The organism is Pseudomonas sp. GW456-12-1-14-TSB6 (assembly GCF_059424205.1).
Window position 1 is genome coordinate 150,877 of sequence record NZ_JBWKZE010000014.1, and the last position, 17,136, is coordinate 168,012.

The 17,136-nt window shown below is 59.9% G+C and carries 14 protein-coding genes and 1 rRNA gene; 8 read left to right on the plus strand and 7 right to left on the minus strand.

Translation table 11 applies throughout. The annotated features are described in order from the left end of the window. Positions 1-8 precede the first annotated feature (8 nt). Positions 9-977, minus strand: coding sequence for an alpha/beta hydrolase (locus tag AC07Y2_RS15470; protein WP_103386300.1), 969 nt, complete (start codon positions 975-977; stop codon positions 9-11). 206 nt (positions 978-1,183) lie between these two features. Between AC07Y2_RS15470 and AC07Y2_RS15475 the strand changes: the two genes are divergently transcribed. Both AC07Y2_RS15475 and AC07Y2_RS15480 read left to right on the plus strand, forming a co-directional pair. After that, entirely contained in the window at positions 1,184-2,017 is an 834-nt protein-coding gene (locus AC07Y2_RS15475; RefSeq protein WP_103386301.1) for an oxidoreductase, read from the plus strand. Positions 2,018-2,038: 21 nt separating this feature from the next. Continuing rightward, entirely contained in the window at positions 2,039-2,977 is a 939-nt protein-coding gene (locus AC07Y2_RS15480; RefSeq protein ID WP_103386302.1) for an AraC family transcriptional regulator, read from the plus strand. Positions 2,978-2,981: 4 nt separating this feature from the next. Here AC07Y2_RS15480 and AC07Y2_RS15485 read toward each other — a convergent pair whose 3' ends face one another. After that, positions 2,982-3,914 (minus strand): helix-turn-helix transcriptional regulator, encoded by a 933-nt coding sequence (locus AC07Y2_RS15485; RefSeq protein WP_103386303.1) that lies wholly within the window; start codon positions 3,912-3,914, stop codon positions 2,982-2,984. 586 nt (positions 3,915-4,500) lie between these two features. On the opposite strand from AC07Y2_RS15485, the gene AC07Y2_RS15490 reads away from it, so the two are divergent. The 4 genes from AC07Y2_RS15490 (at position 4,501) to AC07Y2_RS15505 (ending at position 8,435) form a co-directional block, all read left to right on the plus strand. Beyond that, entirely contained in the window at positions 4,501-5,850 is a 1,350-nt protein-coding gene (locus AC07Y2_RS15490) for an MFS transporter (protein ID WP_064595597.1), read from the plus strand. Between the two features lie 99 nt (positions 5,851-5,949). Further along, positions 5,950-6,642, plus strand: a complete 693-nt coding sequence (locus tag AC07Y2_RS15495; protein ID WP_039771001.1) for a fumarylacetoacetate hydrolase family protein — start codon at positions 5,950-5,952, stop codon at positions 6,640-6,642. A 39-nt stretch (positions 6,643-6,681) separates the two neighbouring features. Then, on the plus strand, positions 6,682-7,446 hold the full coding sequence (locus AC07Y2_RS15500; protein ID WP_039771000.1) for an SDR family oxidoreductase: 765 nt from the start codon (positions 6,682-6,684) through the stop codon (positions 7,444-7,446). 32 nt (positions 7,447-7,478) lie between these two features. Next, positions 7,479-8,435, plus strand: coding sequence for a 2-hydroxyacid dehydrogenase (locus AC07Y2_RS15505; RefSeq protein WP_011333660.1), 957 nt, complete (start codon positions 7,479-7,481; stop codon positions 8,433-8,435). A gap of 52 nt (positions 8,436-8,487) precedes the next feature. On the opposite strand, the gene AC07Y2_RS15510 is transcribed toward AC07Y2_RS15505, so the two are convergent. Next, complete coding sequence (locus AC07Y2_RS15510; RefSeq protein WP_103386304.1) at positions 8,488-10,614, minus strand: TonB-dependent siderophore receptor; 2,127 nt, start codon at positions 10,612-10,614, stop codon at positions 8,488-8,490. Between the two features lie 145 nt (positions 10,615-10,759). Further along, positions 10,760-11,344 (minus strand): TetR family transcriptional repressor CurR, encoded by a 585-nt coding sequence (curR, locus tag AC07Y2_RS15515; protein ID WP_074690703.1) that lies wholly within the window; start codon positions 11,342-11,344, stop codon positions 10,760-10,762. 210 nt (positions 11,345-11,554) lie between these two features. Between curR and AC07Y2_RS15520 the strand changes: the two genes are divergently transcribed. Continuing rightward, positions 11,555-12,232: a type 1 glutamine amidotransferase domain-containing protein gene (locus AC07Y2_RS15520; protein WP_103386305.1), complete on the plus strand. Its 678-nt coding sequence runs from the start codon at positions 11,555-11,557 to the stop codon at positions 12,230-12,232. Between the two features lie 118 nt (positions 12,233-12,350). Then, positions 12,351-13,475 carry an alkene reductase gene (locus AC07Y2_RS15525; protein WP_103386306.1) on the plus strand — a complete coding sequence of 375 codons (1,125 nt, stop codon included), beginning with the start codon at positions 12,351-12,353 and terminating at the stop codon, positions 13,473-13,475. Here AC07Y2_RS15525 and AC07Y2_RS15530 read toward each other — a convergent pair. The 3 genes from AC07Y2_RS15530 to rrf all read right to left on the minus strand — a co-directional run bounded on the left by AC07Y2_RS15530 (position 13,454) and on the right by rrf (position 17,023). Then, complete coding sequence (locus tag AC07Y2_RS15530; RefSeq protein ID WP_103386307.1) at positions 13,454-14,986, minus strand: sensor domain-containing diguanylate cyclase; 1,533 nt, start codon at positions 14,984-14,986, stop codon at positions 13,454-13,456. The genes AC07Y2_RS15525 and AC07Y2_RS15530 overlap by 22 nt on opposite strands. 162 nt (positions 14,987-15,148) lie before the next feature. After that, a complete protein-coding gene (locus AC07Y2_RS15535) occupies positions 15,149-16,693 on the minus strand; it encodes a methyltransferase regulatory domain-containing protein (RefSeq protein WP_103386308.1) in 1,545 nt (514 codons plus the stop codon). 214 nt (positions 16,694-16,907) lie between these two features. Further along, positions 16,908-17,023 (minus strand): 5S ribosomal RNA (gene rrf / locus AC07Y2_RS15540). Between the last annotated feature and the right edge of the window lie 113 nt (positions 17,024-17,136).

Genomic DNA, 17,136 nt, shown 5'->3' on the forward strand with positions numbered 1-17,136 from the left:
TCGATGGCTCACCCCTCAACAAGCCGCCCCGCAACCCACGCACGACTATACCCGAGCACCCTCCCCGCCAACCCCAGCGGAAAATGAATCACACCATGTGCGGTTTCCGGCAACAGGTGCACCTCCACTTCCGCCGCTCTGCCCCAACGTTCAGCCAACTCAAGCGTGTCATCCCTGAGCGGATCCAGTTCCGCAGCGAACATCAACGCTGGCGGAAAACCGGTGAAGTCACCGTACAGCGGTGACAACGGCGCCTGCCGGCGTTCTTCCTCGTTCAATCCCGGAGTGAGCATTTGCAGCGCTTCAACCATCCCCGGCCCGTCCAGCAGCAAGGTATCGGGCCCGGCGCTGCGTACGCTGGGGGTTCCGGTAAGGTCGTAGACGCCGTAATACAGCAGCGCCCCGCTCACCCGTTCGAGCAGGTCCGGCCACTGTTTGAGTTGCAGCAGGGTCGCGGCGGCGAGGTGGCCGCCTGCCGACTCGCCCACGACGATGACGGGCAGGTTCGCAAACTCGCGGCAGTCATCGCTCAGCAGCCAGCGGGCCGCCGTGAGGCAGTCCTGCATGGTGCCCTCGATCGGAGTCGAGACCACAAGCCGATAGTCGACCGAGATCACTGCTACGTCGCAGGCTTTCACCATGGCAACGTTGAGGGGGTCGTTCATCTGCGCGTTGCCGATGACCCAGCCGCCACCATGAAAATCCAGCACCACGCCTTTGGCCTTTGTCTTTGGCCGAATAATCCGCACCGGCACTGATGCGCCGTCGACACCCACCACTTTTCGCTCGGCCTCGAGCCCGTGCTTGAGCAACTTTCTTGCGCCGCCCAATTGGCTTAGTCGCAACAGCAACTGAATCGCCCGTGGCGTGATGCGATTGCGGATACGAAAGCGCGGCAGCCGGGCAAGCTTGCGGTTGAACGCGCGCAATTGCGCCAACTCGTTATCGTCTGCGGGCCAACGGGTTGATGTCTTCATTTCGTCCTGGCTCATCGGCGGTTGTTGCGCAGGATATCAGCGGTTGCGGTCTGTTCCAGCCTGGATGCCTGGAGCTACGCAAAAAGTTCATCGGCCGTCATCTCGCCCCGTTGATAGGAATAGGCAATGATCAAAGACAAACCGACATAGGTGAGTGTTTCTTCGATGGATACCATGAGCTGAAACCGCATTCACTGGAGCCCGTCATGACCACCACCAAAACCCTCTTCATCACCGGCGTCAGCAGCGGCTTCGGCCACGCGCTGGCCAAGGAAGCGCTGGCTGCCGGCCACCGCGTCATCGGTACCGTCCGCAACGAAGCCGACCTGCAAGCCTTTCAGGCGCTGTCCAGCGGCAACGCGTACGGCGTGCTGCTGGATGTCACGGACTTCGACCGCATCGAAGGCGTCGTGGCGACCGTGGAAGCGACCCACGGTCCGGTCGATGTGCTGGTCAACAACGCCGGCTACGGCCACGAAGGCATTTTCGAAGAGTCGCCGCTGGAGGACATGCGCCGCCAGTTCGACGTGAATGTGTTCGGCGCGGTCGCGGTGACCAAGGCGTTTGTGCCGTTCTTTCGCCAGCGGCGGGCGGGTCATATTCTCAATATCACGTCGATGGGCGGCACAATCACCATGCCGGGTATCGCGTACTACTGCGGCAGCAAGTTTGCGCTCGAAGGCATCTCCGATACCCTGAGCAAGGAGCTGGCGCCATTCAATATCTTCGTGACCGCCGTCGCACCAGGTTCATTTCGGACCGACTGGGCCGGTCGCTCGATGCAGCGCACACCGCGCAGCATCGCCGACTATGACGCCAGCTTCGATCCGGTGCGCAAGGCCCGCGAAGACAAGAGCGGCAAGCAGCTCGGCGATCCGCGCAAAGCGGCGCAGGCGATGTTGCAGATCATCGCCAGCCCTGCTCCGCCAGCGCATCTGTTGCTGGGCAGCGATGCATTGAACCTGGTGCGCGACAAGCTGAAACGCGCCGCCAGCGAGATCGATCAATGGGAAGCGCTGAGCCGTTCCACCGACCATTGAACGGCCCACAGAGAGAACCCGATGAAACAGGCCGACCCAAGCACTTCGCGCATGGTGCAGCTCATGGAGACGCTGGCTCCGGTCGAGGGCTATAACCTCAGTGCGTTGGAGGGCGTGCGCTTCCTGCGCTCGAACCGACCACTGACCCGCACGCCGGTGCTGTACGACCCCGGCATCGTGATTCTCTGTCAGGGCCGGAAGCGCGGCTATCTGGGCGATGACGTCTACGTCTATGACGCCCAGCATTACCTGGTGGTGTCGGTTCCGATCCCCTTCACCATGGAGACCGACGCCTCTGAAGACGAGCCGATGCTCGCGATTTACATGCAGCTCGATTTCCAGGTGGCCAGCGAGTTGATGCAGCAAGTGGATGAGGTTCACGGCCCGAGTGATGCGCCACCCAAGGGCATGTTCGCCTCGCCGATGGACGACCGCCTGCGCCTATCGACACTGCGCTTTCTCGAAGCCATGAGTATTGCGGGTGAAGCGCAGATATTGGGGCCGTCGCTGTTGCGGGAAATCTACTACCGCATCCTGACCGGCGAACAAGGCGGCTCGATGCGCGCCGCACTCAATCGACAGGGCCACTTCGGCAAGGTGACGCGGGCGATCCGCAAGATCCACAGCAGCTATCAGGAGCGTCTGGACGTCGAGCAACTGGCGCGCGAGGCGAGCATGAGCGTGCCCAGTTTTCACCTGCATTTTCGCAGCGTGACGGACGCCTCGCCCATGCAATACCTGAAATCGACGCGCCTGCATCAGGCGCGACTTTTGATGTTGCGCCATGCCATGACTGCCTCAGCGGCGGCGTTCAGTGTCGGCTATGAAAGCGCTTCGCAGTTCAGCCGCGAGTTCAAACGTTTTTTCGGCCGAACGCCGCAAGCGGAGATCGAGTGGATGAAGGCAACGTATGCGTTGCCTGCGCCGACGTCGGCCTCTGATTATGTTTCGTCGCATTAGCCGATCAGGCCTCTACAGGTGACTGCGGGCTGTCGGGGTCCAGTTGCCGACGGCGGAACTGTCCAGGTGGCTGGCCGTGGATCTGGCGAAAACGTCGGGAGAAATAAGCTTCATCCGCAAAACCACACAGCCTCGCCACCTCGCCCACTGGCCGGGTTCCATTGAGCAGGTAATTGCGTGCCGCGTGCATTCTGCGCTCCAGTACCAGCTCGGTGAAGGTCTTGCCGATTTCCTTGCGCAGCCAGTGCGTGAGATAGGTCGGTGACAGATAGGTCGCCGCCGCGACCTTGATCAGATTGAGATCGGGGTCGGCAATGTTCTTGCGCAGATACTCGAACATCCGGCTCAGTGCATCCCGCCGACTGGCTTGCGCGGCATTCTCTTCTGCCAGGCGCTTGAGTGGTTCGGCATACAGGACGCACACCTTGCCCACCAGTTGCAGCAGCAATCCCTTGAGCACTTCGCGTGTACCGAACTGACGATTCTCGTCCAGCCTGCGCATTTGTTCGATCAGGCCACAGACCTCGTTGAAATCCTCATTCCCCAGAATGAAATCCAGATGTTCCTGAAAGCGGAACGGCGACAGTTCGGGCGCCAGGAGAATCGATACCTCCTCCAGATCCATCGGGTCGCACTGCAAATGCGGCAACAGAAAGGTCTGGGAAAAGTTGATCACCATGAAATTGCTGTCCGCCGGATGCGGAATCACGTGCACGCGGTGCGGCAGGATGAATGCCAGTGCGTTACGCGGAAATGGTCGAACCGCATTGCCAATGTGCTGCACCGTGTCGCCGCCGAGGTTGATCTGGATCTGGAAGTATTCGTGTCGATGCGGGCTGGTCTCGGCGCGGCGACCTTTTTTGTCACGAATATAGAAATCCATCATCTCGCTGCGTTGCTGCATGACGTAGGTGGGCACACGGCATTGTGACGTCATTTGTTGAGCATCCTCGACAGGTACTTGGGCAGGTTTTCCTGGCGTTGCCGAGTAATCGGCGTGGTTCATCTTGAAGGTTCGTCGCCGACCCTTCAAGCAGTCATACGATGACACCAGACTCAGTGTTTTTTCTACACCGCCACTGCCAATGATCACTGTCCAAAAAACGCGACCGCAAAGTCATTGTTTTTTCCGTTTAAAAACAGTCGGATAGAAAACAAACCAGAGAGCATCCGGAAAATTCACTGTGTGGATTTTTTTGGACAGGTTTATCCGACGCGCCCTTCTCCGGAAAAAATGATCTAACACCCTGATTGATTTCGAGAGGTTGTACGACCACTTTATTTCCCACGCCCAACCTCTTTCAAAAACAACAGAAGGTGCGCACGTCATGAATCCGCTATTGCTCCCCGCCGCCCCTCCCCAGCCTTTACCGACGATGCCAGCCGGAAGACGTCCCTGAACGTCTGACCCTGGCCGTTTGTGCCAATCGTTTCAACTTCGATTGCCTTGCCTGCGGACAGCGGGCAACGGCGTCGGCTGTCCGCAAACAACTCGACACTTCTAACAATAACGAGGTCCACTCATGTCGAATTCGCACACCTCTCAAACCACCGCGCCCCCCTTGATTGCCGCCGACAGGGACGCCGTGTCATCCCGGCGACTGCCGACGCGGCGACGCTGGTTCATGCTCTCGCTGCTGCTGATTGCGACGATCATCAATTACATCGACCGGGTGAACATCTCGATCGCCGCCCCGTTCATGGCCAAGGACCTGGGCCTGGACAAGATCGAAATGGGGCTGATCTTCTCTGCCTTTGCCTGGACCTACGCACTCGCTCTGGTGCCGGCCGGATTTATCGCCGACCGTTTCGGTTCGCGCTTCACCTACGGGGTTTCACTGATCAGTTGGTCGACCGTCACGGTGTTTCAAGGCTTCGCCACGGGATTCGCTTCGCTGTTCGGTCTGCGCCTGGCCGTCGGGGCGATGGAAGCGCCGGCATTTCCGGCCAACAGCCGTGCGGTGACCGTGTGGTTCCCGGCGCGGGAACGGGGCCTTGCCAGCAGCATTTACGTCTGCGGGCAGTACCTGGGAACGGCACTGTTTACCGGCGCCCTGCTGTGGCTGGCCACAACCTTTGACTGGCGCCATGTCTTCTACAGCACCGGCGCGCTCGGTATCGTTTTCGGGGTGCTGTGGCTGTATCTGTATCGCGATCCGCTGAACTGCAAGAAAGTCAGCAAGGAAGAGTTGAAATACATCGAGGCCGGCGGCGGCCTGGTCAAGAGCAGCCAGGAACGCACTCGTTTCAACTGGCGGCAGATCGCCGAGCTGTTCAGCTATCGCCAGGTCTGGGCCATTTGCATCGGCAAGTTCGCCAGTACATCGGCGCTGTACTTCTTCCTCACCTGGTTCCCGACCTATCTGATTGAAGAACGCCATCTGACCACGATCAAGGCCGGGATCTTTGCCGTGATGCCCTTCGTGGGCGCAACGGTCGGCATCCTGCTCGCCGGCATCGTCTCCGACCTGTTGATCCGTCGTGGTTATTCAATGTCTTTCGCCCGGAAATTGCCGCTGGTGGTCGGGTCGATGCTGGGCATGTCGATCGTGCTGGTGAACTTCACCGACTCGAACGTCATCTGCATCGCCGTGCTGACCATTGCCTTTTTCGCTCAGGGCATCGCGTCGTCCTCGTGGGCGGCGGTGTCGGAGGTGGCGCCCAAGGAACTGATCGGGCTGACCGGCGGGATCACCAGCCTGGCCGCCAACATCGGCGGCATTGTGACCCCGATCGTGATCGGCGCCATCGTCCACGCCACCGGCTCGTTCGCCTGGGCGTTCTGGTTCATCGGCGCCGTGGCGCTGATCGGCACTCTCTCCTACTCATTGCTGCTCGGTCGCCTGTACCGCATCGAGTTGAAAACGCGCTGAAGCCAGAACAACTGTTTTCTCCAATTGGAGGCGGCTTTCGTCCAACTTCGCCAGCGATTGCCGCCGTACGCTGCACTCTCACACAGGACTTCCAGCAGGATGAACATGACCGAATACGTCTTTACCCCGGATCTGCCAGTGACCTTGCCAATTGTCGGCAGCGAGCAACGCTTTCCCGTCGGACGCGTCTTTTGCGTCGGCCGCAACTACCCGTGGCCGGACACCCTGGGCCAGCCGCGCCAGCCACCGGTGTTCTTCATGAAACCGGCCAGCAGTGTCGTCGACGCTGCCGGCGAAGTGATCTTCCCGTCGCTGACCGAAGAGTTCGCCCATGAAATCGAGCTGGTCGTGGCCATCGGCGAAGGCGGCGCGCAGATCCCCGAGAGCCAGGCGCTGGCCTATGTCTGGGGCTACGCCGCCGGCCTGGATCTGACCCGTCGTGACGTACAGCGCCTGGCCAAGCGCGACGGTTTGCCATGGGAAGGTGCCAAGGTGTTTGACGGCGCCGCACCGATGACCGCCATTGTGCCGGTCACTCGGACCGGTCGGCTCGAAGGGGAATTATGGTTGAGCGTGAACGGTGAAGAACGCCAGCGCGATCGTCTCGACAGCCAGATCTGGTCGGTGAGTGAAGTCATCAGCCGCATCTCGCAATCCGTAACACTCAAGGCCGGTGACCTGATCATGACCGGCAGCCCCGCCGGCGTCGATGTCTTGCAACCCGGCGACGTCATCAGCGCCGGGATCGACGGCATCGGCCAACTCGAAATGCGCGTCGGCCCACGGCCTTGAGTCTGTCCTTAAGTGATTGGAAAAAAGGAGAACAACAAGATGTCTGACACTCAATCCTTGAAAGTGGCCCTGGTGACCGGCGCCGGCAGCGGGATCGGCCGTTCCGTGGCCCTCGGCCTGCTGGCCGACGGTTACACCCTGGTGCTGGCCGGACGCCGGCCCGAACCCTTGCAGGCGTTGGTCGATCTGGCGGCCGGCGAAGGCCGCGAAGCGATGGCGGTGCCTACCGATGTACGCGACCCCGCCAGTGTCGATCAGCTGTTTGCAACCATTGCCGAAGTCTACGGACGCCTGGACGTGGTCTTCAACAACGCCGGGGTCAATGCCCCCGCCGTACCGCTGGATGAGCTGACGTTCGAGCAGTGGCGAAACGTGATCGACACCAACCTCAACGGGGTTTTTCTCTGCGCCCGTGGCGCGTTCGGGCTCATGCGCCGGCAACAGCCCCAAGGCGGACGCATCATCAACAACGGTTCGATTTCGGCACACACCCCGCGTCCTTTCAGCAGCGCGTACACCGCAAGCAAACACGCGGTGCTGGGGCTGACCAAGTCACTGGCGCTGGATGGTCGGGAATTCAATATCGCCTGCAGCCAGATCGACATCGGCAATGCCTTGACCGAAATGTCGGTGCGCATGACCAAAGGCGTGCGCCAGGCCAACGGCAGCATCGCCGTGGAGCCGATGGTCGACGTCAAGCATGTCGCCGACGCCGTGCGCTACATCGCCGGTCTGCCCCTGTCGGCCAACGTCCTGAACATGACCGTCATGGCCACTGCCATGCCGTTTGCCGGCCGTGGTTGAGCCGGCTTTTTTATTGCGTAAGTGAGGTTTACATGAAGCCAGAAGTCTTGCAGCTCAGCCCGATCCTGATTCCGCAAATCAATGCCCGTCTCGGCGAACTGTTCACGATCAGGCGTTATTTCGAGCAGGCCGACAAAGCGGCGTATTTGCAGGAACACGGCGCCAACATTCGCGGCGTGATCACCGGTGGCCACACGGGCATCAGCCAGGCGCTGATGGCGCAACTGCCCAAACTGGAAGTGGTGGCGGTCAACGGTGTCGGCACCGATGCGGTTGATCTGGCCTACGCCCGGGATCGCGGAATTCGCGTGACGGCGACCATCGGCGCACTGACCGAAGACGTGGCCGACCTGGCCATCGGTTTGCTGATCGCCGTGTGTCGCGGGCTGTGTACCAGTGACCGTTACGTTCGTTCGGGCCAGTGGCCGCAAAGCCCGACGCCACTGGCACCGCTGCCTTTGGCGCGGCAAGTGTCCGGCATGCGGATCGGCATCGTGGGCATGGGCCGGGTCGGCCGAGCGGTCGCCACCCGGGCAGCCGCGTTTGGCTGTCCGATCAGTTACACCGACCTGCAACCGATGAGCGATGTCAGCCACACCTTCATCGCCGACCTCAAGCAACTGGCCCGCGACAGTGATGCGCTGATTCTCGCGGCGGCCGCCGACAAGGCCGAGGCCATCATCGATGCCTCGGTGCTGCAGGCCCTGGGCAAGGGCGGCTACCTGATCAACGTGGCGCGCGGCAAACTGGTCAATGAAACCGATCTGGTGGCGGCCCTGACGGCCGGTGAGATCGCGGGTGCGGCGCTGGATGTTTTCGTCGATGAGCCCAATGTACCTGAAGCCTTGTTTGCCCAGGAACAGGTGGTGCTGCAACCACACCGCGCCAGCGCGACCCTGCAGACCCGCACCCGCATGGGCGAGATGGTTGTGGCGAGCCTGGTGGACAGTTTTGCCGGAAAGACTCCGCAAGGGTGCGTGACCGGCTGAGCCTTACAGTCATCGGGGGCCGCAGCCCCCGATGACAGATTCCAGACCCCGACTACAACGTGTAAGAAATGCCGACCTGCACCGTTCTCGGTGCCCCCGGATAGGCGTAGACGTTACCGAATGCACCCTCGTCATAGTCACGGTCAAACAGGTTCTTCAGGTCGAGGTTGAGGCGTACCTTGTCATTGACCTTGTAGTAGCTGAGCAGGTCGACAACGGTATAGCTCCCCATCGAGAACGCGGTGTTCGCCGTTTGACCGGCGCGCTCATCGACATATTTGAGGCCTGTTCCCAGACCCAGACCACTGAGGGCACCGTCCTGGAACTCATAGACATTGAGCAGGCTGAAGCTGTTTTTCGGGATGTTCATCAGTCGCGTGCCGGAGCGGATCACGTTGTCCTTGGTCACCTCGGCATCGACGTAGGCGTACCCCCCGATGACACGCCACTCGGGGGTCAGGTTGCCGGCGACATTGAGGTCAAACCCTCGGCTGCGCACTTCCCCGGCAGCCACGCTGAAAGTCGAGTCCACCGGGTCAGTGGTCAGGACATTGCGCTTTTCAATCTGATAGATCGCCGCGTCAACGCTCAACTGATGATCCAGCGCTTCCCATTTGACGCCCATCTCCCAGGACTTGCCTTTCTCCGGTTCAAAGCCCCCGCCCTGTCGGCTCGCGCCGGTATTGGGCTTGAAGGAACGCGCGGTGTCCGCGTAGACCGCGAGGGTGTCGGTCAGGTCGTAGGTCACACCGACGCGGGGCGTGACGGCATTGTCGCTGGCCTGCCAGTTTTTGCCGCCGGGCACGTAGGTTTCGTAGTCGTGTTCGAAGCGTTCGAAACGTGCGCCGGCCAGGACTTTCAGCCGATCGGTCAGGGCCACCTGATCCTGTACGAACGCGGCGTAGGTCTTGAGATTTTCCTTGTCGTGGGTCGGGGTGCGCGTCAGTGCCGGACGGGGCTGCCCATACACCGGATTGAAGATATCGATCGGATAGGCACTCACCGCGCCGCTGGAGCGCTGGATGATCGACTGGTAGTCGTAATCTTCGTATTCGATACCGGTCAGCAATGTGTGCTGCAGGCCGCCGGTGGAGAAGTGACCGGTCAGGTTGAGTTGGGTGTCCTTGTCCGTCCACTCCAGCTTGCGGTAGTTGAAATTTCGTCCCAGGGTCCGGCCGTCGGCGGCAATGCCGTTGGCTTCAATGGCATTGCCCTGCAAGGTTCCGTCGAGCCACTGGAAGCCACCGCCAAGCGTCCAGTCTTCATTGAGCACATGCTCGAAGCGCAATTGCGCCATGTTGTTGTCGTTGTGCAACTTGCCGGCGTCCGGTTCACCGAAGAAGGTGTCGCGGGAGGCGGTGCCGATCTGCCGGGGATAACGCGTCGCACCCCGGTCCAGCGGATGGTTGTTGCGCATGAAGTCGCCCTCGAAGATCACTCGGGTGTCATCGCTGGCTTGCCAGGTCAGTACCGGGGTCACGCCGTAGCGTTCGGTTTCGACGTGATCGCGGAAGGTATCGCCGCCCTCGCCCACCACGTTCAGGCGATAGGCCAGACGCCCCTCTTCATCAAGCGGGCCGGAAGCATCAAGCGTACCCCGCCGCATGCCTTGGTCATTCAACTGGCTGCCGAGTGTGATCGTGCGCTCGGGCAACGGTTGTTTGGATACGACATTGAAAGTACCGCCCGGATCGCCACGACCGTAGAGCATGGTCGCCGGCCCGCGCAAGACTTCCAGACGCTCGATGGTGTTGGCATCCGGCATGTTCGGATAACCGCGATTGATCGGGAAACCATTACGGTAGAACTCGCCGGTGGTAAATCCGCGCACGGTGAACGTGGTCAGTCCCTGGCCGCCGAAATTGTTGGCTCGCCCTACGCCGCCCGCGTAATCCAGTGCGTCCTGCAGCCGGGTAGCACCGATGTCTTCGACCGCGTCTTTGGTGACGACACTGATCGACTGCGGGGTTTCATGGATCGAGGTATCGGTTCGGGTGGCGCTGGCCGAACGGGTCGCGCGATATCCATGTACCGGACCGTCCGCTCTTTCGTAATCCGCGGTACCGACCACATCGGTTGCCTCCAGCTCCAGCACTGATGCCGTTGAATCGGATGGCTCGGCCCACGCAAAGGGAGACAACGTTTGCAACACACAGATGGACAGCAGAGTTCGACGCATGGAGGGAAAACCTTACAGATAGGCCAGAACGAAGGGGATAACTGCCAGCAAAACGCGGCGGATGGTATACCACCCGGCGCGCAATTGATAGGCATTCCCATTCGTTTGTGCGACTGACTCTCGACCGCTTGCGTCTACTGCTTTCTCACACGCTCAGAAGGCGCTTCGTGGTCGCCATCGACGTACCCAACGATTGCCCCGTGCGTTGCAGTTTGTTCAGCAGACTGGCCCCCAGCCAAAGCTGATACAGGGTTTCAGCCAGTTGCCGAGCATCGCCCTCAGGCAAGCTTTTTTCGACCTGGCCCTGTTCGATGCACTCGGTGATGCGCGCCACCACTCGCTCTGCACCATCACGCAAGGTCAGGCGCATGGTTTCGGAAAGGTCAGCCACCTCGGCACTGAGTTTCACCACCAGGCATTCGTCGCCATGGCCTTCCAGAGTGCAGCGATCCTGCCAGCCCTGCCAGTAATCCATCAGCCGCTCATGGGCGCTCAGGCCGGGCAGCGTCAAGCGTCGCTCCATGTCCGCCAGATAGTCGACGAAGTAATCCTCGAGCAAGGCCTGGCCGTACAGTTCCTTGGATTTGAAGTAGTGATAGAACGAACCCTTGGGCACGCCGGCGGTCTGCAGGATCTCGTTCAGGCCGACACTGGTGAAGCCTTTCTCGGCCATCATCCGGTGGCCGGTGTCGAGCAAATGTTGGCGGGTGTCGTCGTAGGTCGGTTTCATGGGGCACGAATTACCAGGCAATAGACCAGTCGTTTATCTCAAAGGAACGCGAGTTTGCCACACCTGCCCATGAAAAAGCTTCAGAGAAAAAAATTACTAGACGACTGGTCTAATTGGAAACTATGCTGCGCCCCGACAAACTTTTTCCCGGTGCCGATCCTGTGCGAATCCCTTGCTCATGAACGCCGCCAGACCAACCCAGGGTGCTCTATGAAAATCTTGATGGTTTTGACTTCCCACGATCAACTCGGCAATACCGGCAAGAAAACCGGCTTCTGGCTCGAAGAGTTCGCCGCCCCCTACTACGCCTTCAAGGACGCCGGTGCCGACATCACCCTGGTTTCTCCCGCCGGCGGCCAGCCGCCGCTTGATCCGAAGAGCGACGAGCCCGACGCTCAGACGACTGAAACCGATCGCTTCCGCCAGGACCCTGCGGCCCAGCAGGCACTGGCGAACACCGGCCGCCTGGCCGATGTCCACGCCGAAGACTTCGATGCGGTGTTTTATCCAGGTGGCCATGGCCCGCTCTGGGACTTGGCAGAAGACAAGCATTCGATTGCCCTGATCGAAGCCTTCGCGCGCAGCAACAAGCCCCATGGCTTCGTCTGCCATGCGCCGGGGGTACTGCGTCATGTGGTCGATACGGACGGTAAACCGCTGATCCAGCATCGCGAAGTGACCGGTTTCACCAATTCCGAAGAAGCAGCCGTCGGTTTGACGGACGTAGTGCCGTTCCTGATCGAAGACGAGTTCCAGCGTCTTGGCGGTCGCTATTCCAAAGTTGCCGACTGGCAGGTTCATGTAGTGACTGATGGAAAACTGGTGACCGGCCAGAATCCTGCCAGCTCGGCAGCTGTCGCCGAAAAACTGCTGAAGCTGCTGGGCTGAAGCTTTCCGCTACATCCTCGAACAACTGATCCGGACACCGTGTGTGCGTTGCACGGTGTTCTTTTTTCGTCACTAGAATAGTCGACTGGTCTAATTAGGCCATGAACAAGGTATTTCCATGAACCACAGCTGTTTCTTTACACCCGTCACCTTGGGCCGCCACACCCTGAAAAACCGCATCGTCCTGCCACCCCTGACTCGTCAGCGCAGCACTCAACCGGGCAATGTCGCCAATGAATTGATGGCCGAGTATTACCAGCAACGTGCCGGTGCCGGTTTGCTGGTGACTGAAGGCACCCAGATCGAACCCCGTGGCCAGGGTTACGCCTGGACTCCAGGCATTCATACTCCCGAACAAATCGCCGGGTGGCGCAAGGTCACCGAGGCTGTCCACGCCAGTGACGGCGTGATTTTCGCGCAGCTATGGCATGTCGGTCGCGTCTCCCATACTGCCCTGCAACCCAATGGTGACGCCCCGGTGTCGGCCTCCGCCATCGCCACCGACCGGGTCAGTGTGTTCATCGAAACCGCGCCCGGTGTGGGCGCTCTGGTTCCGCCATCCACACCGCGCGCACTGACCACCGATGAAGTCCAGGAACTGGTTCAGCTCTACATCCAGGCGGCGCGCAATGCCATGGACGCCGGTTTCGACGGTATCGAACTGCATTGTGCCAATGGTTATCTGGTGAACCAGTTCATCTCAGCCCACAGCAATCTGCGCACCGATCAATACGGCGGTTCGCTGCATAACCGTCTGCGCTTTCTGCGCGAAGTGGTGGGCGGCGTCGCCGAATACATCGGCAAGGAAAAGGTCGGCGTGCGCTTCGCGCCGCTGTTCTCCACCACCGATGAAGCGCGGACTTATCTGGGCATGGTCGAGGATGACCCGCACACCACCTACATCGAAGCGATCAAGGTGCTGCAGGACGTGGGCATTGCCTACCTGTCCATCGCCGAAGCCGACTGGGACAACGCGCCAGTGATGCCGGAAACCTTCCGTCGAGCGGTACGCGACACCTTCAGCGGCGCGATCATCTACGCGGGCCGCTACAACGCCGAAAGCGGTGCGCGGTTGCTTGAATCCGGACTGGCGGACCTCGTGGCTTTCGGTCGCCCGTTCATGGCCAACCCGGATCTGCCCGCGCGGATCGCCAATGGCTGGCCGCTGAACTCGCTGAACCCGGCCACGGTGTATGGCGGCCATGCCGAAGGCTATGTGGATTACCCGGTGTACGGAGAGTAGCTTTCGCTGGCGACACTGTTGGCGAGCTGATTGCGGCCCGCCCCTTTGGCTTGATACAGCGCCTGATCTGCCGCAGCGATCAGGCCTTGTACCGTGTCCAGTTGCGACCCGGTGGCGGCCGCGATGCCGATACTCACACTCACTCGGCCGAATGGACTGGTCCGGTGAGCGATAGGCTCTTGCGCCAATCGTTTCAGAATCATTTGCGCCACGACCGCTGCGCCGTCACTGTCGGTATCGGGCATGATCACCGCCATTTCTTCCCCTCCGTAACGCGCCACCAGGTCCGATGGCCTGCGCACGCAGGTCTCAAGCACCTTGGCCACCTGCTGCAGACAGGCGTCGCCGGCGACGTGCCCCTCGGCGTCGTTGAACAGTTTGAAATAGTCGAGATCAATCATCAGCAACGCCAACGAAGTTGCGTCACGCTTCGCCCGGCGCGCTTCCATCGCCAGGGTCTGATCGAAACATCGCCGATTGGCCAGGCCTGTCAGCGCATCCTTCATTGCCAACAGTTCAAGTTGCCGGTTCGTGCCGAGCAACTGTTGTTGGGTATCGCGCAACTCTCCTTCTACCTGCGTCCGGCGACGAATATCCAGGATCAGGAACCAGCCAATGACGCCGGTGAGCCCCAGCAATGTGGTAACCACACCGATCGACAGCAGCGCTTCAAATCGCCACGCCGCCAGGGCTTCGCGCTTACCGAGCGCAACCGTAGTGATCAGCGGCAGCGTTTCACTCTTGCGAAAGGCATAGAGCCGTTCCACGCCGTCGAGACTGGACGTGAAGGATGCAGTGCCAACCGATTTGTCCACCAGGTACTTCGCATAGATCGGCGAATTGGAGAAGTTGCGCCCCATGTCCTGTTCACGGAAAGGGTAACGGACCAGCAGCGTGCCATCGGTGTAGGACAAGCCAATGGCGCCCTCCTGCCCGATATCGAGCTGGCCGAACAGACGCAGAAAGTTTTCCACCCCCAGGGTGACCGACACCACACCGGCAAACTCTCCGCGATCGTCATTGAAACGCCGGCTGATCGTGATCACCCACTCCTGATTCGAGCGACTGCGGATGGGCGGGCCGATGAAGGGTTCGCGAGATGGATCGTCACGGTGATGAATGAAGTAGGCACGGTCACTGCTGTTGGCACCGACAGGAATCGGTCGGTTGGATGACATCAACCAGTGACCTTTGTTGTCGTAGATAGTGATGCCACTGAGCTGCGGCATCAGCGGTCGCTGCCGGTTGATCAAAGTCTTGAGCCGTTCGATTTGCGCTGGGCCACTGCCTTCGGTTTCCAGACGTTCGACGAGTCCGAGCAGAAGCAGCGAGCTCTGCCGGACAATGCCTTCGGAATACGTCGCAAGTGCCTGCGTCAGGTTCAACCCGTGGACATTGACTTCATCCAGTGCTCGATCCCGAGAGCCCATTATCTTCCAGATGGTCAGCGATGCCAGGGAACAGCCGATTACCAACAGCAAGAGCATTACAAGGTGAGTATCACGCTTCACTTCAGTACCTATGGAAAGTCCGGTTTCCGTCACCGCTATTATTTGATCGGGGCATTACATCGACCGCGCGTCCGCCGCGGTGCTGTTCTGGTTTTGCGCAAGAATCCGAAGTGCCCGGTCGACGGCAGGCGACGCGAGGGCATCCTGCCGTCCCTCTCTCGACTAGACGATTTTCAAAGCCTTGAGAATCACCAGCGTACTCTCGGCAAACGCTTGAGCCTGCGCGGTCAATTCGGCAAGGTTTTCTTCCGCGGTGGTCAGGGCCTTGCCGTCCTTGAGGAGACCTTCGCCCTGGCCGCCGATGATGCCCCATGCCAGTTGTGCCCATTCAGCCGGGTGTTTTTTGCCTTGTTTGATCGATATCAGGAACAACTGCTGGAAGCGGCTGACCGTCACCCCACCTCCGGTCACCGGACTCGCCAGGGTCTGAATCTTGTGGCCATACAACGAACGCTTGCAAAGCTGCAGGTTGAGGGTATTGCAGCGGGCCTGCACCAGTTTTTCGGCTGCTTCGCTCTGACAGGGCGCCACGGCCCCCATGCCGATCAACACGTTGAGGGCCTGTTCCACATCGCCATAGGCCAGCGAGGGCAAAAGATCCAGCAAATGCCGCAAGGTCTTCGGCACATAGGCGTCATCCGCCAGTGCTGCGAGTACCGGGCCGTAAATCTCTGCCTGCAGCGTAGCTGCGCCTGCCGGACCGGTGACGTTGGCCGGCACGCTGTCGGCTGCCTGCAACAGGACGAAGCGCGTGCTGAGCATACGCTCGCGGTGCTCGGTAGCAGATAGTCTGTTGGCGCCGCGCACATAAAGATCCCGGCGGAAACTCTGGTTCACAAAATAGTCGCGCGCCTGCTCACGCATGACCGGGTGCTCAATGCCTTCCAGAAAGTCCATGCCTTCGGCAGTCAGGTTGAGCGGATCGACGGAGTCCAGCGGTACCGCTGTCGTAACGTAATCAAGCTTGGCGGGTGCCAGGGCATCAACCACGTCGGTGAAATACATGCAGTTCCAATCGCGGTTGAAATACTCATGGGCGACGTACTGGCGATCCTGGCCCTTGATGCTCTGCAGCTTGGCGTCCAACCCTGGCGCCGAGTTGGCATATTTGGGATTTGCAGCCAGCAGCGCTTCTGAAAACTGCAGCGCAGCGTCGATACGTTGATCAGGACGTGCAGAGGCCTGACTGGCGAAACGGTCGTGCAGGCTGAACAGTTGGCGCAAGGGTGCCTGGGGCGACCAGCCCGGGAAGCAGTTGTAGCTGACGTACAGCAGACCACCAGGATTGAGATGACGACGGGCGAATTCAACGATCAACTTGTGGTTATCGCGGCTGACCCAGGTCCAGATGCCATGCAGGCTGATACTGTCGAACTGAGGCAAATCATGACGGGCCAGCAACTGCTCGAAGCTGTCGTCATACAGTCGCGCATCGCTGCCCCAGTCGCTGGCCAGAGCAATGGCATGGGACGCCTGACCTGGGTGAAAGTCGGTGCCGACATAAGAGCCCGGATTACCCGCCGCATGGATGTTGATCGAAACACCCTGACCAAAACCAAGCTCACAGTGGTAGCCGTCGCTACTCTCCAGCGTGGCGAATCCGCGCAACAGCAGACAATAACGCTGGAAAACCGGATTGATTTCCCGGCTATAACTGTAGGTGTAGCCTTCGTCCGTGAAATATCCCTCGTTCCAGGCATTGCTCATGCGTGCACCCTTTTTCTTATATCGGAAGTGAAAGTCGCTCTTATACGGGGTAGCCATGGCGTATCACAAGAGGAAAGTGATCAGGCAAACGCCCTACTGGATAAACACCTGCAGCGTCGCCTCCTCAAGAATCTAAATCGAGAAATGGCCGAGCCTTTTCCTGCAGGCAAAACAAAACCCCAACTGCTTTCGCAATTGGGGTTTCGGAATTTAATCTTGACGATGACCTACTCTCACATGGGGAAACCCCACACTACCATCGGCGATGCATCGTTTCACTTCTGAGTTCGGGATGGGATCAGGTGGTTCCAACGCTCTATGGTCGTCAAGAAATTCGGGTACTGACTCGTGACCGGATGGCCTCGCTTCAGCAAATTGGGTATGTGACAGCTGTCGGTGTTTTGTGAGCGTCGAACTTTCGGTTCATTGCGTCTTCACACACC

What these genes read in the sequence shown, in the direction of transcription:
- AC07Y2_RS15535 (WP_103386308.1), bottom strand. Translation starts at nt 16,693, where the DNA reads ATGAGCAATGCCTGGAACGAGGGATATTTCACGGACGAAGGCTACACC.
- AC07Y2_RS15485 (WP_103386303.1), bottom strand. Translation starts at nt 3,914, where the DNA reads ATGACGTCACAATGCCGTGTGCCCACCTACGTCATGCAGCAACGCAGC.
- AC07Y2_RS15470 (WP_103386300.1), bottom strand. Translation starts at nt 977, where the DNA reads ATGAAGACATCAACCCGTTGGCCCGCAGACGATAACGAGTTGGCGCAA.
- curR (WP_074690703.1), bottom strand. Translation starts at nt 11,344, where the DNA reads ATGAAACCGACCTACGACGACACCCGCCAACATTTGCTCGACACCGGC.
- AC07Y2_RS15520 (WP_103386305.1), top strand. Translation starts at nt 11,555, where the DNA reads ATGAAAATCTTGATGGTTTTGACTTCCCACGATCAACTCGGCAATACC.
- AC07Y2_RS15475 (WP_103386301.1), top strand. Translation starts at nt 1,184, where the DNA reads ATGACCACCACCAAAACCCTCTTCATCACCGGCGTCAGCAGCGGCTTC.
- AC07Y2_RS15525 (WP_103386306.1), top strand. Translation starts at nt 12,351, where the DNA reads ATGAACCACAGCTGTTTCTTTACACCCGTCACCTTGGGCCGCCACACC.
- AC07Y2_RS15510 (WP_103386304.1), bottom strand. Translation starts at nt 10,614, where the DNA reads ATGCGTCGAACTCTGCTGTCCATCTGTGTGTTGCAAACGTTGTCTCCC.
- AC07Y2_RS15505 (WP_011333660.1), top strand. Translation starts at nt 7,479, where the DNA reads ATGAAGCCAGAAGTCTTGCAGCTCAGCCCGATCCTGATTCCGCAAATC.
- AC07Y2_RS15500 (WP_039771000.1), top strand. Translation starts at nt 6,682, where the DNA reads ATGTCTGACACTCAATCCTTGAAAGTGGCCCTGGTGACCGGCGCCGGC.
- AC07Y2_RS15480 (WP_103386302.1), top strand. Translation starts at nt 2,039, where the DNA reads ATGAAACAGGCCGACCCAAGCACTTCGCGCATGGTGCAGCTCATGGAG.
- AC07Y2_RS15490 (WP_064595597.1), top strand. Translation starts at nt 4,501, where the DNA reads ATGTCGAATTCGCACACCTCTCAAACCACCGCGCCCCCCTTGATTGCC.
- AC07Y2_RS15495 (WP_039771001.1), top strand. Translation starts at nt 5,950, where the DNA reads ATGAACATGACCGAATACGTCTTTACCCCGGATCTGCCAGTGACCTTG.